This window comes from Legionella moravica DSM 19234, assembly GCF_000423305.1.
Lineage (GTDB): Bacteria > Pseudomonadota > Gammaproteobacteria > Legionellales > Legionellaceae > Legionella > Legionella moravica.
This window is the reverse complement of the sequence record NZ_AUHS01000018.1, coordinates 133,254-156,729: the sequence shown is the minus strand read 5'-3', so window position 1 is coordinate 156,729 and position 23,476 is coordinate 133,254. Positions and strand designations below refer to the sequence as shown.

Here is a 23,476-nt window from a genome sequence, read left to right as displayed (position 1 = left end):
AAGCTTTCAACATGCACTGACCGTTATACCAGTCTGTGCGCTTGTTGGCAGTGTGCTTATCTATCTGATTCATGTACGTGTGAAAAATCGAATATCCAACCACTCTCTCAATTTGGATACTCTTTCTGGAACTTAATTGAGAGAAACGTGCTCTGCGGAATAAAGTCCATGGATTCGAAATGGCGAATACAGCGCCAATTAAGATTCCCTGGACTCGCTAGGCGCAAATCAGGGTTTTAAATCATTCTCTGCGATTTGCACTATATTCAATTCAATCTTCCGGGCAATCACATCAAGGTTTAATCCGTTATCGCACACCTTAAAAGGATCCTCCAACTCCTCAGAGAGAATTTCCAAACCTAATAAAACATAAACGATCATGACCATCATGGGAATGATCAAAATCCCGAAGGTCTGGACCCATCCAAAAGGGAACATTAACGAATAAAACAACAATGCCTGTTTCACAAAAAAGGCAAAAGCAGGAGGAACCCGGGTGTTTGCTATACGTTCACAGCCTCCGGACATATCAATTAAAGCAGCTAAATGGTTTTCCAACTGATTGCATTGTTCCGCTCTGTCTCGAGTGCCATTGCGTGACGAGTTGATAATTCGATACCTTGGCAGAGTTACCAAAAGAACAGAATTTTTTTAATGAATAATTTTTGGGGGGAGCATTATAATTGGGGCAAGATTCGGTCCAACCATTTAGGTAAATACCAATTCCAGCTTTTGAACAGCGTCATGGTCGCTGGCACCAGAGCAGTCCGTATTAAAAAAGCATCGACAAATACCGCTACTGCAATGCCCAGACCAAAGGCTTTGACCATTAACACATGCGCCACCAGAAAGGAAATGCAAATAAAAATAACGATGATTGCGGCACTGGTAATAATTCGACTGCTTTTTTCTATACCAAAAATGATGCTTTTTTCATTGTCTCCAGTTTCTTCATAGGCTTCTTTGATGCGGGATAATAAAAACACCTCATAATCAATAGAAAAACCAAATAAAGCGCAAAATATAATAACCAGTAAGCTGATATCCAGCATTCCCTGAGGCTGAAAGTCCAGCAGTTGGTGTAAATATCCATCCTGAAATACCAGCACCAGGGCACCATAACAGGCGCTAAGGCTGAGAATGTTCATGATCAGCGCTTTTAATGGCAGAAATAAGGAACGAAGTAAAACCAGTAATATGAGGTAGGTCAGTACCATGATCCATAAAATAGCATAAGGCAGTAGTTTGGAAATCGTATTTAATACATCGATATTAATAACAGGAGTACCGGTTATCTGCATTGTCATTCCATAGCCAACCGGAGTATGACGAATTTCATCGACCAGATTTGTTGTTTGAGGTGAATTAATCGAGTATTTGCTGATGATGGTCATGATGGTTAGATATTGACGGGTTGAGGTATCCAGCATTTTTTTGATGTCTGCGTTCATATCCTCTTTGGGCTGATGATATAAATTGTAATATTGTTTTTTATTGAGCTTTGAGTTGGTTGTGACGATGCTGATTACCTTTTTGATTAAAGGATTGTCATTCAAATTTTGTGCTAAATCATACAGACGGGCGATGTTTTTGGGGGACAGTATCGGGCTGGGTTTCGATTGTATTAAAACGAGAATGGGGCTGAGTTCATTGACATTAAACTGTTTTGCATAGGCATCATAAAAATCTCTGTGTTTTGAATGTTCGGGTAGAATATGAAAATCGGATACTCCAAATTTTGCAGACAGGAAGGGATAACCTAGTGACAATAAAAAGATAAGCGTAACAATAAAGGTCAGATGGGGCCTTCTGACAATTTTTTCAGCGATCCAGTGCCAGTAACTAAAGCGTTTATCTTTGTTTTTTGTTGAGAGTGTTACAGGAATTCGATTGATGTTGTTTTTAAGCAGGGAGAGAATCGCGGGTAAAATAATAATGGCAGTTAAAACAGCAACAAAAACGGCGGTCAGCCCTCCTACAGCAACGGAAAACAGTATATTGACTGGAAATAATAATAAAGCGCTCAGGCTGGCAAAAACCGCCAATCCACCAAAAAATATCGCTTTTCCAGCAGTGGCTTGAGTTACTGCAATGGCCTGGATAATATCCTGATTTTTATCCAGTTCATCACGAAAACGGTAAATAATAAACAATGAATAATCAAGACTAAGGCAAAGCCCCAGAAGTAGGGCAATATTTAAGGTAAAAATGGAAAGAGTAAACAGATGTCCTAGAAAATAGAGTGCCGTCAGTATAATTAATGCGCATCCTCCGCCCAGGATAATGGGAATCACTGCCGCAACCAACGAGCCGAAGACAAGAATTAGAATAATAATTGCTAAAGGAGTGGCGATAAAGTCAGCTCTATAGAGATCCGTTTGAGTTTGTTTATTGACGCTTTCCACAAAGACTGGTTCTCCACCGAGATGCATGGTCATGTTCTCGGGGGTTTTTATCGAGCCTTGAAATTGTTCCAGTAATTGGTTATTGACGGGATCTTTATTTTTGATGATGACTACAACATAAGCGGTGTGTTTGTCCTTTGATATTTGGTTTTTATTGTTTTCAGGATAAATTATTTCGAGATCCAGGGGAAAATTGTCGAGAGCTTCCAGGGATTTTTTTATCTTGTTTTTATAAAGCTGGCTTGTCGCCAAAAGATTGTTGCTGTGGTACAGGATCATAAATTTATTTTTATTATTATAACCCAGTTTGTTATTCATCAATTCTTCTGCTTTGGCACTTTCCGAGTATTCATCAATAAAGCCGGTAGTCTTAAAGGGACTGATAATATTAGGGAGAAAAGGAAGACAGGATAAAATGATTAGAACCCATAATACGAGGAGTACCCATCGGCAGTGATAAATCAATGAACCTAATCGGTAGAATTTGGTTTCTTGCATGAACAAACCTTCCTGGTTAAGCCAATTGAATAGCTATTATTCATTTTAGACTTAAAAAAGGCGAATTGCTTTATTTTTATTGATTTGTGAGGATTTCCCTGGGATGACGTTTCAATTCTGAGAACGTTAACCTGAATGTAGTGCTGTGCTGGCTTAAAAAGAGCCATCGCTGTGCTCAGGATGACTTCATGATGGGGTAATGAGCTTAATTTCTATTTAAAATAAATAAGCCAGTCGCAGAGAGACAGAATACAGAAAGGGAATGTAAGTGTTTGTTGGTTCTAATTGAGACTCACCAAATCCGGCAGTGTAATTTGCCCCCAACTCAGTCATAAAATGCTCTGAGACGTGAAAATTGATACCAGCCCCAAAAGTTGGGCTCATAAGCCATTGATTAACCAAAAGATCATTTCTGTGCACGTCGGCAATTCCCGCACTTGAATAAACGCGAAAATTGGAATTGGGGAGGATGAGCATTATCTTTCCCATCAGATTGACCGTTTCTGTTTCAGTTTTAAATTCACGTTGGCCATCATTGTTAAAACTGAATAAACTCATGGAGTCAAAATAGATTTTTGCATCAGGGTAGCGCATATAACTTGTTTCAATAGCAAAATAAGGGCTTAATTCATAGCCGGCCAGAATCCCCCATACGCTACCCCCTTCTCTAACCTCTATCGGAGTTGACATCATCAAAGCCATATTCTGATTTTTTGAATCAGGAACCAATCCTTTCCAGGTTGTCGAGCCAAAACCGCCCAGAACGCCAGCATAAACTGGGTGGCGGTTTTGGACAGTTTCCATTGAACCTGCATCACAACCTGATGATAAAAAAAGGAACGCGGCAACCAAAATAAACGGAAACTGTTTTTTAAACACAATAAAGTACTCTAGGTTAAATGGGTTATCGACAGGCTTGACGGGTAGAGCTGCATAATCTGCCACGTGAGTCCACACCACCAAACAGATAGCAATTCCAATTATCCAGGCAATCCTGGGTACTTGTATACCGCTGGAATTCGCACGCTTTTTGTAAGGAACCAAAAGTACTTAACATGCGATTGTATAAAGCGTTCATGTCCTGACACATACCAGCAGGAAGACCCGATGACGTACAATAACAGGTTGCTACAGATTTGAATGAAGTACAAAACCCGGGGTGGTCTGTTGGTAAAGCGTTGGAACAGGTAAATCCGGTTACACTAAAAAAGCACAGAACTATAACTAAAATCTTTTTCATCATTCCTTGACCTTATAGTTTACATATACAGGGTATCTGACTGTATCAGAAAAAATGCCATTAAAAAATACACGCTACATGAAAAATAAATTTTACTTTATTTTTCATTTGTAGAAGCTGCTAGACGTGAAAAATGATTTAAAAATTGGTGCAGGCAGTGGACGTTAAATTTGGTTGAACATCAAAGTTCAGAATGGCGTGGCCTATATGAAGAAATTTGCTTTTGATTCAGATCGCCTGGATGCCGCGAACAAGTCCTGAGAGATGGTCACAAATAGTGACCATCTCTCAGGAACAAGTCGCGGCACGTAGTCTGCGGAGTCGAATTGTAAACACGCTCTTTTGGTTAAAGAATTAAAGGAACTATTTTATAGGGAACCAGCTCACAATATCTCACCCAATCCTTGCCGTATTTTTGGGAACACCGTTTGTCATCACGAAAGGCTCTGTCTATGAGCAATATCGACAGAAAACAAACATAGAAATAGGGGGATAGATTGGTAAACAGGGCAGGAACAGACCAGAAGAAGGCCGCTGCAATTTCAGGAACATAGTGAAAATGACGCGCTATGCCCCACCAGCCTGAAGCCAGAAGCAAGGTTTTTTCGGCTTTACCAAGCTCGGTTGTATAATGAGCCTCCAGTGTTTTAGGTTTCTTACCCCAAATTCGACAATTACCCTGCGTTTCTCTGGCGATAATTCGTTGTTTGTCGGCCCAATAGTTTACCATAATGCAGGTCGTGCCCAGGACAAAGATCAGACTTGCCCATCCATAGCTTAAATGAATCGGATGAAGGACAAGGTACATGCTGGGGGATGTGTAGATACTGGGAACCCAAACCATGCAGCCCCAACAAATATAAAATCCAGCCCGATCATGCATGATGTCCAGAGAGCGTAAATAACCCGTCTCCCATGCGAAAAATTTGGCTATGTAAATCAATTGCAATCCAACGGATACCAACATCGAATTGGTTAAGCCACCCAGTTCTGCTTGTTTTGCGCAGTAGGAGAGCAGTAATATCCCCCAACTCATCATTCCGAATCTGCAGGTGATGAATTTTTTAATATTCCAGCCAAGGAATTGGGGGTAGAGTTCAGTACCCCAATAATAATCAAAAATGAGGTTATTGGTCGTACTTGCATCAGAAGAGGAAGGTGCGAATCTTCCTTTGAAATACAATATGATACAAAAGATCAGGCTGGATAGATTAAGGGCTGCAAACAGGCTTCCCAGATTATCGTAGAGTATTGAGGCCGGAAATAGATTGAGTCCAAAGCTGGCAATGGAGAATGTGACAATGCTGGTAACAAATGCCAAAACTCCATTAGCCTTGTAGACTGGAACATTTCCTTTAGGTGTGATGGGTCCATAGAATGTTTTTCCAGGCAGAATGCGCATTAAAGCCAGTTCAAATACAACGAAAACCCCAATAATAATCCAGGCGGTGCTGGAGCCCCAGAAGAGGGGTTGCCAAATGGTGTAAATCGTTGAAAAAAAACCGGTTTGATTCATCATGTTCCATAGATGGGTAAATGAACCATCCAGCTGAGTATTGGTATACCACATGAGCATGGCAAAAGGGGGACATACCAGGGTGAGAAATAATGGTCCCAGAGTATTACGAATTTTGACCCACATAATAAATCCTTATTTTAAGGGGTTAAGAAAGTGTCATCGGACAGGAGTCATTGCGATTAAGTTGAGGAGTGTTCCTCACCGGTTTACTTGAGTGGGCGAGCGATGATGCATATCAACTTAATGGCTTTGTGGACTGGAGTAGGCTCACACCTGATCCTGTTTACGGATAACGCGAATTATCTGGAAGTACTATACCATTTATTGGCAATTGATCCAGGGGTAGTTGGCATAAGCTCTATCACCTGAATGAGCGTGCTTTTCCGGGCAAGTATATAAACCCCACCTTAAACCCTCCCCCCAAGCTACGCGTGGGGTGGAGGGGATTTTATCGAAAGAAGATCGATTTTCCAGGGCAGAGTAGTTCGCTATCGCGAGGATGATGTTTCAACGCACAACTTCCTCCGGGGCAAATAATGTCACCTGATCGGAGATAGATGATCAAAACACTCTATTTTTTGCTATCAATCAACTGCTGTTGTACCTGTTTTATTTGATCCTGGAGTGTTGTTTGTATTTTTTGCATCTGATCCTGGGTCTGGGCGTTTACTTTTTGAATTTGATCCTGCAGCTGTGTTTGCATTTGTTTGATTTGATTTTGTAATTGGGTGTTCAGGGCATCGACTTGCTGTTTTTGTGTGGTCTGAATTTGCAGTAATTGTGCTTGTAATTGCGAATTTAATTGTTGAATTTGTTCGCTTGGGGTTCCAGTTAATTGTTTCGGACCGGCATCGTCAGCAAAAGCCAGATTAAAAAAGGAACCGAGCATAAAAACTGAGAGTATGGATAGGATGGCCTTGTTCATTGTGTACTCCGTTGGTTAATAAAATCCTACTCTTTACTGTAGCTAATTTTATGTTGATTGCAACTCAGTGTTATCCCATTCGACTTGAACTGGTACTAACTCATGATTGAATGGGAGGGCTGACAATTGAATTTATTCATGTATTGATTTATGGGGAGTTAATATGTATTAATGGTTAATAAGGTGCCAATTATTCTGAAATCTAAGGTCAACTCATGAAACTGGAAATTCATAAAACAGGATGCAACGAAACCATAACCTTGAATATTGAACCAACAGCGACAGTTTGTGATTTAATGCGGCAATTATACGACAGTCGAGATGCCTTATTAGAACCAGTACCCTTTGATGCTTTTCAACAAGTGATTTCAGTGAGTAGCGTCAATCTTTATTCTGAACACTTTGCGACAAAACTGGTTCCGGGAACACCGTTGGCTGATTATGCTTTAGATGAATCGAGTTACATCATCCTGGATAATTTTAGTGTGGATAATTTTTATTCCATTCTGAATCAATTAAAATCACGCCATCATTCTATGGATTCAGCCATTCTGACAACGCGAACCCGATCTCATTTTTTTGGAGACGGTACTACTACAGAAGCCTGTCAGGAGCATGAAGACAATAAAGCGTTATTTGAAATGAATGCAGGAAGTTAATGAATTCCAGTTACTGCATTGAGTTTCCTATTGGGTAGAAAACAATTCATTCTGATGAGAAGCCCTGGAGCGCCAAGGTTTCTGCTTCTAAAAATCCAGGTTTTTCTTCATTCCATGATCTTTTTTATTGGGATGTGATTTTTTAATATCGTTCCTGGTTTTATGTCACTCAATCCTCGTTTATGTTTAATACGCGCACTGAATATAAAAGATCTGTTATGGGATAGCTCCTTTTTAATAAATTCTCATGAAATTTTCCCCATTTTTATGTCCCTTTTTGCTCTCGATACTATTATTTGTGAGGCAATCCGAAAGATCTTTACGGGATTGTATTTTAGTTGTAATTGATTTAAAATTAAACAATATGGCTTTTGTATGGGTTTTCTTGGTTCCATAAATGCATTGTATCAGTTCAGTACTTTGATTAAGTGTATCCAAGGGTATAGATGTAATCAGGGATGTGGGCTTTTTGGTAGAACTGCCTTGAGCGCTCTTCAGGCCAACCATGTTTTTTAGTGAGGAATAAGTATGATTAATGACGTGTCTACCAAAGAAGAGGTTCTTAAGGCTATTAAAGCTGATCCTTGGATGTTCATCTATGCCAGCAAAGACCTTCAAAATGATCCCGAAGTTGCTATTGAGGCATTTAAGGGTGCTGGAATCTTGCTCCAATATGCAGCAGAAACTTTAAAAAGTGACGCAGTAGTTGTTCTTGCTGCGGTCCAGCAAAATGGTTTGGCCCTTCAATACGCTGATAAAACTTTAAAAGAAAACGAATCAATTGTTCGTGCTGCGGTGCAGCAGAATGGCCTGGCGCTTCAATACGCTGATAAAACGTTTAAAGAAAATGAATCAATAGTTCGTGATGCGGTACAGCAAGATGGCTTGGCACTTCAATACGCTGATAAAACATTTAAAGAAAATGAATCAATTGTTCGTGCTGCGGTACTACAGAATGGATTTGCTCTTCAGTATGCACATGAACGGTTCAAAGAGGATAGAGATATTGTTCTTGCAGCGGTAGAGCAAAATGGAGCGTTCATTAGACTTTTAAACAGAAAGTTCCATGATGACAGAGAGGTTGTTCTTACTGCAGCAAAAACATTTTCTGAAGCGCCTAGATTTGCAACTAGCCAATTACGAGAAAATCGGCAGTTCCAGCTTGAAGCAGCCAAGATAAATTCAGGTGTTACAAAATATTTAAGTCATCAACGGATTTTAGAATCTTTACTGAAAGTGCATGCTCTGGTTAATTCCCTGAAAGAACCTGCGAAGAGTTCAGCGACCAAGTTGGTTGATCAGCTGGAAATTTATTTTACACACATAACCGATAATGCACTCAATGCAACTTTAAATGAAATATTAAATGCCACAGTGCTTTTATTAGATCGAAATATTTGGGCTCCTTCTAATCAAGAGGACTTTATTGAACTTACTATAAAATTATTAAGGAACTCGTCACCTGAACTGCAGTCAGTAGGTCGTGCGATGATGGACCTGTTAACACTTAATAACAACCCTGAGGCGATTAGCAAACACATCTGGGCATTGGAGTTTGTTGCTGATGAATTGAAAAAAGATAAAGATTTTATTATTTCAGTCGTACAACTTAATGGTTTTGCCCTTCAATTTGCTGACATAGAATTAAAAAATAATTCTGAGGTTGTACTTGCAGCAGTAGGAAATAATGGAGAGGCGCTGCAGTTTGCAGGTGAAGACCCTAAAAATGATTACCAGGTTGTCCTGGCAGCCGTGTCGCAAAATGGGGAAGCATTGCGTTATGCGAATAAAGCATTTAAAAACAATCGTGAGATTTTACTTGCGGCAATGAAAAGTAATCCTAATAGTATAAGTGATGTCGGGTTCTTTCCGACAAAGTATTATGCCTATTTTTCTGAATTAAATGCAAAGGTAGAAGAACTGGATAAACCCCGGAAAAATGAATTATATCAATTTCTTGAACACGTTGAAGAACTGTTTAAGAGCCCTGATTCCGAGTTGGAGCAGCTTGCAGGAGCATTAAGTTCAGTAAGTGAATTACTGGGCAAGGAACCAGGTAAGCAATTAACGTTACAACAAATTTCTTCGATTCAAAAGTTATTAAGAAATCCTTCTTTGGAAATGAAGTCCTTAGGGCATTTTGTACTGAAGCTGATTGTTCCTGTAATTGATAAAGAGGCGATAGAACAACACGGTTGGCTGCTTGAATTTGCTGATCATGAGTTGAAAAAGGACAGAGAGGTTGTTCTTGCAGCGGTACAACAGGATGGTTTGGCGTTGCGATTTGCCGAGCTGGAGCTTAAAAAGGACAGAGAGATTGCTCTTGCCGCAGTAAAACAAAAAGGCGCAGCCGTATTTCAAACAGATCAAAGTTTACAGCCGTTTTTAGATTGTTATTTGCTTTTTAGGGCTAAGAAAGATGAGCTAAAAGATGCTAAAGCCTTGGAACATGCGAATAGTCTTCTTAGCCAGGTTGAAGAGTTTTTTAAAGACGGTAGTGTGGGTCTTGATCAACTCAAACGAGTGCTGGATAAAACCCATGCGTTTATGAGCAATAAACCAAGTGAACAACAGACAAAAGATTATACCTCGTTCATTCAATCTTCTTTAAAAAGCCCCTCTACAGGCCTGCAAATCCTGGGTAAGTTGATGATGGCACTCGCAGTTGCTCTTGCTGGAGCGTCTATTGTTCTGGGAGCAACCGGTGTGGGTGTAGTACCTGCTGTTGGAACAGGTTTACTGGCAGTTGGATTGTTTGGTGCGGGAGCAGCCCTTGCTACAAAGCAATCAAAGGAGGCAAAAGAAAACAACGAGCTTATTAACACCTTTACACCAAAATCTTAAAGGTACAAACGAAGGGGGTTGTTCCTTTTAGTGAATATTTTCTATCGGACTGGCAGTAACTGGAATTGCTCTACATGACAAAAAACCTGCCATGTGCAGAGCTAGAATCAAAAAATAGTCTATAATTTAAACAGAGCATTATCATATGGGTTGTTCTTACATGACTACACTGCAATATCCCTCCCAACTCTATAAAAAGCAAATGCAAGAGAAGGCCTCTTCTCAAGAAGCAACAGAAGTCAGAGAAGCTCGAGTTCAGGACAGTATAGAGACGACTTATGATCCTAATGACATGCCTTTAGAGGTTAAGAAAAATCTGGAAAGTAATTTGGGGCCAATTGATACTGAAGGCGAAATCAAAGCTCATGGACTTGATGAAGATCCCGAAGAAGAGCTCTATGACAGTCCTCATCCTTGATGAATTTAGTTTTTAGGGCCTACGAAAAACGCTCTATTTCTTGGTTTCAACGAAGGACCCCTTTCCAAAACGAGTTTATGGCTGATTTGTAAGGAGATCGTGTGCCCTCAGTTTCTGAAGGCTGTTCTGCCAGTACCCAGTCGTTGTCATTTTAAAAGAACGAAAGGGTTAGGGGTGCTTCTAAAATGCTTCCGAAATCATGAATCGGTTTAATGCGTTGAGTTCAGGCAACCCTGACAACATGCTTTAATCGTTTCCATGAAGGTGGCATTATCACTTTGTGTTGAAATTCCCAAGCCACAACCTACCAGGCATTGTACTCTGTCTTTTGCAGTGCCTTGGCTAGTATATTGAGCAATACAACTCTCGATACAGTTTTTATCTCCTTTGCAAAATACCATGCATTGGGACAGGCCATTAATGTTTTGAGCAGCTTGAATTGGAGTTGTTATGAGCAATAGCCCACTCAGCATGGATAAAATAGTGACTAACCTGTTATGTGTACTCATTACTTTTCCTCCTTATTCAATCCATTTTATTAACTAAAACTAACTGCTTATTGATTTATAACAGGGTGTGCAGGAGCGAATGAAATTGCTCGTTCGCGAGGGCTGACCTCTTTTTAATAATTAAAAATGGTGTGCCTCCAATATAAGTTATTATAGACCAGCTTTATGATCTGGGACCAGGCGGTTCATACAGCTCGATTCTGTTTTTACCTAACATTTTAGCTTTATAGAGTGCTTGGTCTGCGGCCTGGATTAGTTCATCCATTGAGGTTCCATGCCTGGGAGCTATGGCCAAACCTATAGAAACAGTGACCACAGGTAAAATCTGGTTATTGAAAAATACCGATTTACTTTTAATTGCTTTCTGAAACTCCTCTAATCGTTGGATGCAATCATTCAATTCGATATGAACCATTGTGATTAAAAATTCTTCGCCGCCAAAGCGACACGCTGTATCACCGACTCTGAACTTCTGGTTGATGATTTGTCCAATTAATTTCAAGACTTCGTCACCGGCTTCATGACCATAATTGTCGTTAAATTTTTTAAAATTATCCAAATCCATCATGATGACATTCAAAGTGCTTTTTTCGCGCATCATTTTTGCCAGTTCATTAGGCAGATATTCATTAATATAACGTCGGTTGTATAAGCCGGTCAGTGCATCGCGTAATGACTGCTCCCGTAGCTTTTCACGCAATTTAATATTTGATAAGGCGATTTTAACCATATTACTAAATGTTAGTGCCGTATCCTGAAGATGTTTGGGTATAGGAATGGCGGATTGTGCAGAAAGATGGATTACTCCTAATAAATCATTTTGCACGAATAATGGCAAGACCATATATCCACCCACTGGAGGATTCAGGTAATGAGGGCAAGCTACCCATGTTTCAGGATCATCAATAATGGTGATGCTGCCTTCGCGAATTGAAAAACAGTCTTCTGGCGAAAATATGTTGCGTAATATTTTATCCTTTCCCCATTGGATGACCGTTTCCAAACTGTTGTTGGATTTATTGAGTACAGACAGGGCGCCATTAAAACCTGAAAAAAGCTCTTGAGCAATCAAATTGATCCTTGGATAGGTTTCATCCATGGTGATGCACAGTTGCAGCATCCCATTCAGTTTATTGACAAGCTTTTCATTTTTTTCAAGAAGGGTTAATTCATTTAGGGTCGAAATGGTTTTATTGTTAAGATCAAGGATTTTATGTTCATTTGCTACACGATCGCTGATATCAACTATCTGAGTAAGGAATACTTTAAGGTTATCGTATTGATGAATTATCGTTCCACTGCTAATGGCCGTAATAATGCTTCCGTTTTTATGAATGTATCTTTTTTCTAATCTAACAACAGATGTTTCTCCGTTAATTAATTTATGAACGGCATGGAGTGAGTTTTCAAGATCATCAGGATGAGTAATTTGCTGATAACTTAATTTGCTTAATTCTTCCTTGGTGTAGCCAAGTAGCTCCAACACCACATGATTGGCATCCAGATATTTCCCATCAAGAGATAAGAAAGCCATCCCTATAGGAGCATTTTCTATGATGTTACGAAAGTTGTCTTCACTGATTTTTAACTCATCAATAAGGAGATTATTTTCCAGAGTTTTTAATATGGAATTTCTTAAAGTTTGATGAGCGGATAAAGAGCCATAACTTAAAAGTACCAGTAATATGATTACCCCCAGAAATAACTCTAAACTGACTGAAGGAGAGATGGATAGGGATACCAAAAAAAGCATGATGCCTATTGGCACTTCAAATGCGATGAATGCATATTTTATTGCTATCATTTTAAGAGCAGGAGCCGTTAATATGGCTATTAAAACAAGGAAAATGATGCAACGGTGCAAAGGATCATCAACGTAAATAAAAATCAATCCACCAATTGCCCAGAAGATGCCGGCAACAAACGAAGTTGCTATATAATAGAAATTCCAGAATTTCAGATTTTGAGGTTTTGAATTCTTGAGTTGATTATGGTAAAACCATAAAAAAATTATCCTGATGACATCATTAATGATAATTTCAGAGACGAGCCAGTAGATTAAAACGGTTCTATTGGATACGTAATCCCATAATACGCTGAAGTAAATTACTGCGGCTGCAATATCACTGATTACAAGAAATATATAATCCTTATAGCATTCGATAACCAATCTTTGGTTTAACTGTTTACTGATCTCGTTATCTATAAGCATTAAGATGGCTCCTCTTCATCTAAATGAAGTGGTAATTCTAATAAAAGTGCTCTTACTGACTCAGGGATTTCCATGTGCCCCCAATGTGATGGATAAATGACACCAGTTTGATTCAGTCTCATTAGTTCTTACAAGAACAATGAGGCGAATTAACTTCAGCTTATTTTATGATTATAGTCTATTTAAGTGAGAGTATTTTGAGGTAGTCATTACCAACGTCACTAGCTCAGGTGATTGTCGCCGATCACCTGAGCCAGATTAAAAGTTAATGAATCACGCAATCCTGCGATTTTTTTGAAAAAATTACTTTGAATTTAACCATGAAGTCATAGGCCATTAGCACGGCAGCAAGGGCAAAGACAACATCTCCTGGTATGCGTAACCATTGCCAAAGCAGGGTGGTGTCATAAAATTCAAGGCTGCGCGCATAAGTGAGCCCTTGTTCATAAACTGCCTGTAATTGTGGCCAACCTATGGGGAAGAAATTCAAAACTATCCATAAAACAAGTCCCAGATTATAAAGCCAGAAAGCCCATGTTCCCAATCGATCACTCCATTGGAATCGATCTCCGGCTGCATAACGAAGGCAAAAGTAGACCATCCCCAGCGCAAGCAGGCCAAAGGCGCCAAACAAGGCGGTATGGGCGTGATTTAATGTTAAAAAAGTACCGTGTTCGTAATAATTGACCAAGGGGGCGTTTAAAGTGCCTCCGCCAAACACTCCGGCACCAACAAAATTCCAAAATGCAGCACCCAGAATATAACGATAGGCCAGGGACTGTTTAAAATCTTTATGCCGTTTAATTTTTTGTTGTTCCTGAATGGCATTGATGATCAGCAAAGCAATCGGCAACACTTCAATAAAAGAAAACATGGATCCTAAAGGTACCCACATATCTGGGCCTCCAGTCCAATACCAATGATGGCCAGTACCTATGACACCGCCTAAAAAGATGAGAATCGCTTCAAAGAATACGGTACGTTCGGCTAAAGGCCTGGATACCAAACCGACTCCCATGAGTAAATAGGCCGTAGCACAGGCAGCAAAAAACTCAAAAGACTGTTCTACCCAGAGATGGACTACCCACCAACGCCAAAAATCAGTGATGGTAAATGATTTTTCAATACCAGTTAAAGGAATCATGCCAAAACAGTATAAAACTGCGATGTTTATAGTGCTCGCCCAAAAGAGATGTTCCAGTTGAATTTTGCCGGTCCAAAATTGGATGGATGCTGTTTTGAGTCTGTCCCATGTTGGCCACATTCCCCTGAATACAATGTAACTCCATAAAAAGAGTCCTGCGCAAAAACCAATTTGCCAGAGTCGACCCAGTTGCAGGTACGATAATCCCTGATTACCAATCCAGAACCAGGCTGTATCAATCACTCCCATGATCCCCAAATAATCACCGATTATGGCTCCAGCGACGATAAACAAGGTGACCCAAAATAATACATCGACCAGAACGCCCTGCCATTTTGCTTCTTTACCACTGATGATGGGGGCCAAAAATACCGCCGAACTGATCCAGGATAGAGCGATCCAGACTATTGGTGTCTGGGTGTGCACGTCACGCAGGAAATTAAAGGGGAGGTAGTCGTTAATCTTGATTCCATAAAACCCGGTTCGTTCCGTGTAGTAGTGGGCCAGTAATACCCCAACTGCAATTTGAGTTAACAATACTACAGCGACGATTAGAAAATATTTACCTACTTTTCGCTGACTTGAAGTCAGTGAAGAAAACGCTAATAACACAGGGGTCATTGGTGCTGTATCCGGATCGTTCAGATAACGATGGTAGAGGTACAGAACAGCCCCAAAACCAAAGAACACAAAGCAAAAGGAAACCCAGGTCCAATAAAAAGTAGAAGGTGTCGGGGTATTGCCCATGGTGGGTTCATAGGGCCAATTATTGGTATATGAAAACTCTGTTCCAGGACGATGAGCGATTGTGGTCAACGATGAGTAAATAAAAAAATCAGCAACCTTCAATGCACTGTCTTGATTCAGACTGTATGCTTTTGTCCATCCTTTGATTGGATTATGTTGAAGTAGCTCGGCTGCAATTTCTGTTTGCATCTGAGTTATTGCTGTGGCAACAGCGTCAGGTATGGTTGTGGATTCGTGAGACAAATCAATGTGTTGAAGCATGTTTTGCATGGCTTTGCGCGTGGTGTATTGTTCGCTCTCCGATAATTCGGCAAATGGTTTATTAAATTGCATTTGAGCGATGTTATTTTCAGTTTTTCGACCTAAATCCAACAGATATAGTGAAGTAAAATCCTCGCCAAAATAAGAGCCCATTCCATAAAGGCTGCCATAATCCATCAGATCTGCTTTTTGAAACCCCGCTTTTCCAGAAACGATGTCCTCATCGGTCATGAGGATTGCTCCGGAAGAAGTGAGAAATTGATGAGGCAGTGGGGGAGCTAATTGATAGGTTTTGACAGTTCCCCAAATCATTACAATAAAGCATAGGATTGCTGTAATTAACAATACCCATTTTAAAACATTAGACACTGGATCTACCAGGATTGGAGTTCCCTTCATTTCTTTACTTACGTCCATTTTAATCCTTTAAACACGTTTAATAGTTAGGGTCTGTTGACAATTCAAGTTTCGACGTCCCGCGACTTGTTCACGGGATCCAATTCACTCTTTATAGGCGCAATATATTCTTGTTTTGCGCACGATCTATCGATTCCGCGAACAAGTCGCGGAAAGTAGGCTTGAACATAATGAAATATCAACAGCCCCTAGTGAATGAATTGATTTTAAATGAAACATCAGTTTTGCTGTGTCATGATAAAACCAGCAAGCCTGTATGTTCGAGGAATTACTATATCATGAATACCTTAATTGACATCAAAGTATGCTATTGTAATTTTTTTGTTAGACGGACTATGGCATACTGTTTTTATGATTGGTTCAATCGTTTTGCATGTGATAAAACACCCTGCATAAGGACATGATTATTAAAACAATTTTATCGGGTTTATTATGAGCGAAACGTATTCCACTTTGACGCTTAAATATCTAGGTATCAATACCTTTAAAGATCCCATCATTTACATGAGAGAGGATTGTTATATCTGTAAATCGGAAGGATTTACGGCTCAGACACGGGTGAGGGTGACTTTGAAGGATCGTTCTATTATTGCTACTGTGAATACTGTTGAAACCAAATTGCTGCGACATAATGAAGCAAGCCTTTCTCGTTATGCCTGGGACTTATTGGCAGCTCAAGTAGGTGATGAAGTGACGGTTACTCACCCAAAACCTCTTGATTCATTGAGTTATATACGTTCTAAAATTTATGGTCATGAATTGAAAGCCAATGAAACCCGACAAATCATAGAAGATCTCATATCCGGACAATTATCAGACATTAATATTGCCATGTTTATCGCGGCCAGTTCTGATGATCGAATGTCCAAAAAAGAAGTGATTGATTTAACTAAAGCAATGATAGAAACAGGCCAACGGATTACTTGGCCATCACCCATTATCGTTGATAAACATTGTGTTGGGGGGCTTCCTGGAAATCGAACGACACCCATAGTGGTTTCTATTGTTGCTGCATACGGTTTGATGATCCCTAAGACCTCATCAAGAGCGATTACCTCCCCAGCCGGAACAGCGGATACTATGGAGGTATTTACTTGTGTGGATCTGGATTTACCTGCAATGCGAAAGGTGGTAGAGAAGGAGAACGGATGTCTGGTCTGGGGAGGATCCATGGCTTTGAGCCCAGCAGACGATTTATTGATCAGAATTGAGCGAACGGTCAATATCGACAGTGAAGGGCAAATGGTCGCCTCCATTTTGTCAAAAAAAATTGCTGCTGGATCAACCCATATTGTTATTGATATGCCGATTGGAACGACTGCTAAAGTCCGTTCAATAGAGCGAGCAAGAAGGCTCAAAAATTTTCTTGAAGCAGTTGCCCATGAATTTGGTCTGCACATAAAAATTGTATTTTCTGATGGGGCGCAACCTGTGGGCCGAGGTATCGGTCCGGCTTTGGAAGCCGTTGATGTGCTCTCTGTTCTTAATCGCGATGCTGATGCGCCACAAAGCCTGAGAGAACATGCATTGTTACTCGCAGGGCAAGTCATTGAATTCGCTCAGGGCATTGTTCCAGGCCAGGGGCTAGCCATTGCAACGGAACTGCTTGATAGTGGTAAAGCTTTAGCCAAGTTTAAAGCGATTTGTGAAGCTCAAGGTGGTTTTAGAACCATTCCAATTGCTCCTTTTTCTCATACTATAGAATCCACTGTGTCGGGTACGATAGTCAATATTGATAATCGCCATATTGCCCGTGTTGCTAAATTGGCCGGGGCGCCTGAAGAAAAATCTGCGGGTGTTGAATTATTTGTACCTCTCCATAGTGTGGTCGCCAAATCCCAACCTTTATTCAAAGTCCATGCGCAGACCAAAGGACAGTTGAATTATGCGCTTGATTTTTTGAAACAGGAACATGATATATTTCAGATTGAGGTCAGTTAATGAACAACAAACCCATTCTATTCCCTTTATTTGACTATGATGAGTTGGCTCATAAAATTCAAAAAAACTGCGATTATGAATCAGGCATAATCAAGCAACATCAGTTTCCCGATGGGGAAACCGTTATTAAAATTGAATCAGAGGTATCAAATCGAACTGTACTCTTACTCACTAGCCTGGATGCACCAAACCCTAAAATTATGCCATTAATATTTGCTGCTGAAACAGCAAGAATCTTGGGTGCTTCCCAGGTGTTTCTGATTGCCCCTTACCTAGCATACATGCGTCAGGATAAAGTATTTGAACCAGGCCAGGGGATTACATCACAATTTTTTGCCAAACTGATTTCGGCGTACTTTGATGGCTTAATTACTTTAGATCCTCATTTACATCGTTGGCATGCCTTAAATGAAGTTTATGAGATTCCCTCCCAAGTGTTGCACGCAACCCGACCTATTGCGCACTGGATCCAAAATAACATTAATGAGCCATTACTTGTAGGGCCTGATGAGGAAAGCATGCAATGGGTCCAAAATATTGCGGATGAAGCACAGGCGCCATTTGTGATTTTAGAAAAACACAGAAGGGGGGACCATTCTGTTGAGGTATCGATCCCCAATCTGGATCGTTACCCTGGTTACACGCCCATTTTAATTGATGATATTATTTCTACAGGCATGACAATGGTTGAAACGGTGAAACATTTGAAGGCGCTGAAAGTACCTTCACCAGTGTGCATCGGTGTGCATGCGATCTTTGCCGGAGATGCCTATCAAAATTTAATGGCTGTTGGTGCCAAAGAAATCATTACGTGCAATACGGTTAGGCATCCTTCTAATGCAGTAGATATAAGTCAGGAAATAGTTGAGTTTTTAAAAACAACGTCATGGTTTCATCACGATTAAAAGCAGGTGCATAAAGAACGATTACAGTCCTCCTGGTTGAAGTTTAAGCTGTTCAACTGCCTTTGCAAGGTTTTATTTCATTTGAAACGATACTCTCGTTTAACTGCTCCACAAGTTTTACACTGTCTGTTTTATTAAAGAACGTATAATGACCGGTTACTTGTTTGTTAATTAAAATAGCAGCAGCATAACCGATTCCAAGCAGCAGTATTCCAACAGTGACATTGGCCAGTATGTATTTCCATTCTTCCCTATGATGATTTAATACACCTTTGGAGGCATTAATGTGTTGGCCTGCCTTGATTTTAAAATCGTTCAAAGCAATCAGTTCATTGGGCTCTTTATTTTCTGCATAGAGTTTCATTTCAGTGCGTATTTGAGAGGCGAGAGTGAATGCGGCATTGGCTGCCTTGGTTTCATTTCTTTTTGCCAACCTGGCCGCTTTCATTTCGATATTCTTGATTTGAATTAAGACTGGAGCTATTCGCTCCAGGCGGGCAAAATGAAGGGACTTATTCTGTTCCATGGCAATTTCATATCTTTGTTGTGCCTTGGCATCTTCTTGAATCAACTCCGCTAATGGATTTGCTGTTGTTTTACGTTTTTTCAGTTCATTTTGAAATAGAGTTATTTCTGTTTTGAGTTGGCGCTGGATTGCATCATCTTGTTCATTTTGCTTTATCGATTGAGGCGAATGGTGTTCCTCTGTGCTCAGAATAGATGTAACTGCGTTTTGCTGCTGCAGTTCTGAAATAGCTCGGTCTTGTTCAGCCAATTGCAGGTGCAGTTGCTCTATTTGCCTTTTTTGCAGTTCGAGTTCTTCTGACAGCTTTTGAGCAGACTGTTCTGCGTCAATTTTAGCTAGTTGCTCTTTTTTAACTTCTGATTGAAGTTCAGTGTTTGCTGTTTGCAGGGTGAGAATCTGTTCATTTAATTGGGTACTGTGCGATTCCTGTTCATTTATCTGCTGCATTAGCGAATTTATTTTTTCGGGGTCTTCGCTTGGTAAGGCTTCAAATAATTGCCTCCATTCGTGGGCTTTTGTGATTTTTTCCACGGGATTATCAAGTCTTGGGTTAAAGACAGCAGTATTAAAAGACTGACTCATGCGTAGCCACAAGGCATCGTTTTTTATGATCCGGATGACTAATGGGCTTGGAACAAAACCATTCATCTCTTCCAGGTAGATTGTGGCCAGTTGATCGCCAGTCATTTGATTTAATTCCATATCGTCTATGGGATAAAAAAAGTGGCTTTCTTGAACAGGTTTCTCTAAAAAAGGTGATTGTGGATTGTCCAGAAGTTCACGAACCTCAGCTTCGGCCTTAAGGAACTCAGTCAGATTCGTTTTAAAAAGCAGAATGTTTTGGCTGATTTCTTCATCCATTCCAAATTTTTGGATCTGGTTTGCTATATTCAGGAGCATGATTAATTCTTGACCCAGTCCTAGCAGGGTTTGAATTTTTGTCCATGCCGAACCGTTATGTTCTTTGGTATATTGCTCTATGGTTTGCTCAAAGGCAGTAAATCTTGGTGTATTAAGAGTATGAGAATCAATGGAAAATAAACGGCGCACTATTGTGCTTTCTTTGTATTGAGGAATAAAAGCATGTCCGTGGATTTGTTCTCCTTGTCCTTTATAATAGGGCTGGAATATATTGGCATTATTGGTGTGAGAGTGCGCCCATTGGTTCGTTGCTTCGCATTTGATGGCGAGATCTGAAACGTACTGATTAAATATATGTGCCAGATTTGAGAGATTTAGTCCAGAGAGATCAATTGGAGCATCGGGTTTTATTGTGCTACTCCAATGTTTTATTATTTCAGGGAAGGAGGTAAACCCTTCAGCGGTCAGTGCATAGGGTAGAACATGTATCACGCTTGCATACATATGTTCTGGAATTTCCTGAGCAACAAAATCTTTTAATGCGCTGATTTTATTCATGCGCTGCTCGAGTATTTGGGCCATTTCTGTAGCGAATTGGTCAACATGAGCCTCTGGGCCAAGCTGAACTTCTTTAAAGGATGGCATAAACATATAACCTGCTAATTGATTTTTGGTTGTTTGATCAAGGAGATCGGCAGGGATTTTTTTCAATGCACTGACTACAATATCAAGGAGGATATCTTCCGGCAATTTAGGGATTAAGGTTTTGGCTTTTTCAGCCATGGCAGGAAACAGGCCATTGATTTTTTTGAAATTGAGGAAATAGTCTTTGGTAAATCGTCTGTAATTGAATATGCCTCGATTTTCATAGGCGTAAAGAATATTCGAATTATTGTCCTTATGAGCAAAATTGCGAAATGCGTCGCCCCAGTCGATTCGGCCGAATTGCGTGCTGGTACTGTTTTCATTTCCTTTGAGCACGACTATGTTACCGCTGTGAACGCTGTGGGCTCCGAGTAATAGGGAAAACATCAATGCCATCGATAAACCAAAGGATTCTCCCAGTTTGGTTACTGTTGTATAGTAATCAGGTCCGGAAAGGGCTTCTTTTAACGGATCTCGATCGCTTCCATCACGATAGCTGGTCCCAATAATTTTATGCAACTCGTCAAAATCCACCAAAGGCTGGATCAATCCGTAGGACTGGTCCTCAAATTGAATGACATCGGCACAAATAAGCGAAGGATAATAAATTTCGCTGATTATTTGGCGGCTTTTAAATTCATTGAGTAATAATCCGGCAAATAACTCTGCAAACAATTCACTCTTATCTGCAGGTTTTTTTATAAAAAATAGTTCTTTATCTGTGTTTTTATAAAAGCCATCGACGTTGCTATTGTTTTTTCCACCGGACTTTTCTTTATAGCGAGTTAATTCTTTACCTTGATAGAGTATAGGCATTTGCTTGATGTTCCTATTTCACATTCGAGCAATTATAGCAATGGAGTGTTAAGGTATTATTAAGTTTGTGCTAATTTTCGTTTAACAGAAATTAAAATATGTGACTTCAATAACATTAAGGCGGGAAAGAGACAGTTACTCGTAACCAGTATTTTATGAGCACTAGATGAGCTTCGATTTTGAATCTTTAGAAAACAGCCCTCTGTTTGCAAGCAACTGTCTCTTGATCACATCTTTGCCGAAGGCCAGCGGATTTAATCGCGGAACCAGGATGGCTGTGCTAAAACATTGGATCCCGCGATCACAGCCGCGGGAATTCGCTTGATATGTGAGTACATGCTGTATTTCGAATTTCCACGGCCCTGACTGCGGAATTCGAAAAATGGTAATTGCTAATATCTAAACCGAATTCCCGCGGCATCGACCGCGGGTTCCAATGGGTTTATTTTGTGTAGGTAGTGCCATTGGGCCTTGGTCCAATCTACGCTTAAAAAGCGAAGATCGTTCAGGTATAAGCCACGGGGCGTAGGTGGAAGGTGAAATGTCATTAGACTTTAATGGAATACCTTTTTGGGTAGCTTCTTGGCTTCCTCTATCCAGTGAATTACCTGAGGAAGTCCTGGGATGTGTCGTACTAAATGGCCGTCTTCATTTTTCTCTTTCAAAACGGAATAAAGGTCTTCAGGATTGCGATGAGCCAGTTCGGGGATGGAGTCCACCCCTGCTTTTTCCAATAATTCTGCATACTCTTCGCTGATGCCGTTGACACGTGCCAAATCTGCCTGATTCGTCCATTTCAGAATCAATTTATGACTAATTCCTGTTTGTTCTGCTAACTTGAGACGTCCTCTTCGGCTGCTGCAGATGTGTAATAAATCTTCCTGATCTTCAATTCCTGCTTGTTTGAGCATTGCCGCAAATTTGGGACCTATACCTTCAATTTGAATTAACTTGTACATATGATCTCCGAACTTTAATGCAGGTACATTTAAAAATTATAGTGCATTTTGATTTTTTTTTTATCAGTCGCTGCATCAAAAAAGACGTTTGGAAAAATAAACGGGATCATAACGATACCGATTTTTTATTCCGAACATCAGGCGAGATGAACTGTAACCTTTAGGCCGCATGAACTCTTAGACTCTTTGTGTATTATGATACACAGACTGAAGTGTCTGAAGTTGATGAGGATATTTTGCACCTAACTCATTGATTATCAAATATCAAGTGATTACAATTAAATCAATAAGAACTGCTTTTGTTTGTAAGGAACTACTGTGCGTCTTTTTCTGGCTATATTTTTACCCTTTACGGTCTTTTTCACTATCGGACGACCTATTCAGGGTATTATCTGTCTGCTGCTACAAATCACACTCATAGGATGGGTCCCTGCAGCTCTTTGGGCTGTTTATTCACTGTCCCAATACACTACGGATAAAAAAATTCGTCAATCCCGCCAAAAATAAAAGAGGTGTTTGGTTTCTGTCCGTAAGCGGTCAGAGCCTGTTAAAAAGCGCTCTATAAATTCCAAAAATAAAAAAGAAGGTGAATGTTATGATGAAGAACAAGAGCTCTGCGCGAAAAGTTTGTGCAATTGTGCTGGGTGTGCTTGTCTGTTCCGTCAGTCAGGCCTGGAATGGGGGTGCGGTCCGCGTTGGTTTTGGCGGCGGAAATGTCCATTATCACGGCGAAGACATAACCGTATATAACCCTGGAGGTCATCCCTATCCAGGGGGCTATCCATACTACAATCGCGGTTATTATTATGGTGTTGGTCCAACGTTTGTTGTTCCTAATGTTATCATTAATGTTCCAGTTCAACGATACTACGCTCCGGTTTGTGAGGAAGTTGAAGTATGCGATTCTTATGGAGAGTGTTGGCTGGATCAATACTGCAAATAGGTCTATATTTTTAAATCATCATGGGTTTGAGTCGGTTTATGATGACCAGGTCAATTTATTAATTCAGTTTAGTGTAAGGACA

At 40.2% G+C, this 23,476-nt stretch carries 19 protein-coding genes; 8 read left to right on the top strand and 11 right to left on the bottom strand.

What is annotated here, in order from left to right; all coding sequences use genetic code 11:
• Positions 1–228: 228 nt before the first annotated feature.
• The 5 genes from G543_RS17150 to G543_RS0105255 form a co-directional block, all read right to left on the bottom strand.
• Positions 229–636 carry a bestrophin family protein gene (locus tag G543_RS17150; protein ID WP_081675617.1) on the bottom strand — a complete coding sequence of 136 codons (408 nt, stop codon included), beginning with the start codon at positions 634–636 and terminating at the stop codon, positions 229–231.
• Between the two features lie 41 nt (positions 637–677).
• A complete protein-coding gene (locus G543_RS0105265; RefSeq protein WP_035921453.1) occupies positions 678–2,903 on the bottom strand; it encodes an MMPL family transporter in 2,226 nt (741 codons plus the stop codon).
• A 216-nt stretch (positions 2,904–3,119) separates the two neighbouring features.
• Entirely contained in the window at positions 3,120–3,848 is a 729-nt protein-coding gene (locus tag G543_RS0105260; protein WP_238584753.1) for an outer membrane beta-barrel protein, read from the bottom strand.
• On the bottom strand, positions 3,808–4,146 hold the full coding sequence (locus G543_RS18655) for a hypothetical protein (RefSeq protein ID WP_081675616.1): 339 nt from the start codon (positions 4,144–4,146) through the stop codon (positions 3,808–3,810). Before G543_RS18655 ends, G543_RS0105260 begins: the two co-directional genes overlap by 41 nt.
• A 343-nt stretch (positions 4,147–4,489) precedes the next feature.
• The gene (locus G543_RS0105255) at positions 4,490–5,785 is read right to left on the bottom strand and encodes a phosphatidylethanolamine N-methyltransferase family domain-containing protein (protein ID WP_028383602.1); all 1,296 of its coding nucleotides are present in this window, start codon (positions 5,783–5,785) and stop codon (positions 4,490–4,492) included.
• Between the two features lie 102 nt (positions 5,786–5,887).
• Between G543_RS0105255 and G543_RS18945 the strand changes: the two genes are divergently transcribed.
• Positions 5,888–6,031, top strand: coding sequence for a hypothetical protein (locus tag G543_RS18945; RefSeq protein ID WP_155824910.1), 144 nt, complete (start codon positions 5,888–5,890; stop codon positions 6,029–6,031).
• Positions 6,032–6,233: 202 nt separating this feature from the next.
• Here G543_RS18945 and G543_RS0105250 read toward each other — a convergent pair whose 3' ends face one another.
• Positions 6,234–6,587, bottom strand: a complete 354-nt coding sequence (locus G543_RS0105250; RefSeq protein ID WP_028383601.1) for a hypothetical protein — start codon at positions 6,585–6,587, stop codon at positions 6,234–6,236.
• A 215-nt stretch (positions 6,588–6,802) separates the two neighbouring features.
• Here G543_RS0105250 and G543_RS18340 point away from each other — a divergent pair, with 215 nt between their 5' ends.
• The 3 genes from G543_RS18340 (at position 6,803) to G543_RS0105230 (ending at position 10,508) form a co-directional block, all read left to right on the top strand.
• The gene (locus G543_RS18340; protein WP_051190590.1) at positions 6,803–7,246 is read left to right on the top strand and encodes a hypothetical protein; all 444 of its coding nucleotides are present in this window, start codon (positions 6,803–6,805) and stop codon (positions 7,244–7,246) included.
• Positions 7,247–7,774: 528 nt separating this feature from the next.
• Entirely contained in the window at positions 7,775–10,090 is a 2,316-nt protein-coding gene (locus G543_RS0105235) for a DUF4116 domain-containing protein (RefSeq protein WP_028383599.1), read from the top strand.
• Positions 10,091–10,250: 160 nt separating this feature from the next.
• Entirely contained in the window at positions 10,251–10,508 is a 258-nt protein-coding gene (locus G543_RS0105230) for a hypothetical protein (protein WP_028383598.1), read from the top strand.
• Between the two features lie 209 nt (positions 10,509–10,717).
• On the opposite strand, the gene G543_RS0105225 is transcribed toward G543_RS0105230, so the two are convergent.
• From G543_RS0105225 to G543_RS0105215, 3 genes are all read right to left on the bottom strand, one after another.
• The gene (locus tag G543_RS0105225) at positions 10,718–11,017 is read right to left on the bottom strand and encodes a hypothetical protein (RefSeq protein WP_028383597.1); all 300 of its coding nucleotides are present in this window, start codon (positions 11,015–11,017) and stop codon (positions 10,718–10,720) included.
• Between the two features lie 163 nt (positions 11,018–11,180).
• Entirely contained in the window at positions 11,181–13,229 is a 2,049-nt protein-coding gene (locus G543_RS0105220) for a GGDEF domain-containing protein (RefSeq protein WP_035921451.1), read from the bottom strand.
• A gap of 265 nt (positions 13,230–13,494) precedes the next feature.
• On the bottom strand, positions 13,495–15,798 hold the full coding sequence (locus tag G543_RS0105215) for a nitric-oxide reductase large subunit (RefSeq protein ID WP_028383595.1): 2,304 nt from the start codon (positions 15,796–15,798) through the stop codon (positions 13,495–13,497).
• A 432-nt stretch (positions 15,799–16,230) separates the two neighbouring features.
• On the opposite strand from G543_RS0105215, the gene G543_RS0105210 reads away from it, so the two are divergent.
• The gene (locus tag G543_RS0105210; RefSeq protein ID WP_028383594.1) at positions 16,231–17,739 is read left to right on the top strand and encodes a thymidine phosphorylase family protein; all 1,509 of its coding nucleotides are present in this window, start codon (positions 16,231–16,233) and stop codon (positions 17,737–17,739) included.
• Positions 17,739–18,644 carry a ribose-phosphate pyrophosphokinase gene (locus G543_RS0105205; RefSeq protein ID WP_028383593.1) on the top strand — a complete coding sequence of 302 codons (906 nt, stop codon included), beginning with the start codon at positions 17,739–17,741 and terminating at the stop codon, positions 18,642–18,644. The genes G543_RS0105210 and G543_RS0105205 overlap by 1 nt, the downstream gene beginning before the upstream one ends.
• 52 nt (positions 18,645–18,696) lie before the next feature.
• On the opposite strand, the gene G543_RS0105200 is transcribed toward G543_RS0105205, so the two are convergent.
• Positions 18,697–21,492, bottom strand: coding sequence for a LepB GTPase-activating domain-containing protein (locus tag G543_RS0105200; RefSeq protein WP_028383592.1), 2,796 nt, complete (start codon positions 21,490–21,492; stop codon positions 18,697–18,699).
• 554 nt (positions 21,493–22,046) lie between these two features.
• Complete coding sequence (locus tag G543_RS0105190; protein WP_028383591.1) at positions 22,047–22,451, bottom strand: DUF4332 domain-containing protein; 405 nt, start codon at positions 22,449–22,451, stop codon at positions 22,047–22,049.
• A gap of 318 nt (positions 22,452–22,769) precedes the next feature.
• On the opposite strand from G543_RS0105190, the gene G543_RS18645 reads away from it, so the two are divergent.
• Both G543_RS18645 and G543_RS0105185 read left to right on the top strand, forming a co-directional pair.
• Positions 22,770–22,958, top strand: coding sequence for a YqaE/Pmp3 family membrane protein (locus tag G543_RS18645; RefSeq protein WP_081675615.1), 189 nt, complete (start codon positions 22,770–22,772; stop codon positions 22,956–22,958).
• An 88-nt stretch (positions 22,959–23,046) separates the two neighbouring features.
• Positions 23,047–23,394 carry a hypothetical protein gene (locus tag G543_RS0105185; protein ID WP_028383590.1) on the top strand — a complete coding sequence of 116 codons (348 nt, stop codon included), beginning with the start codon at positions 23,047–23,049 and terminating at the stop codon, positions 23,392–23,394.
• The last annotated feature ends 82 nt before the right edge of the window (positions 23,395–23,476 follow it).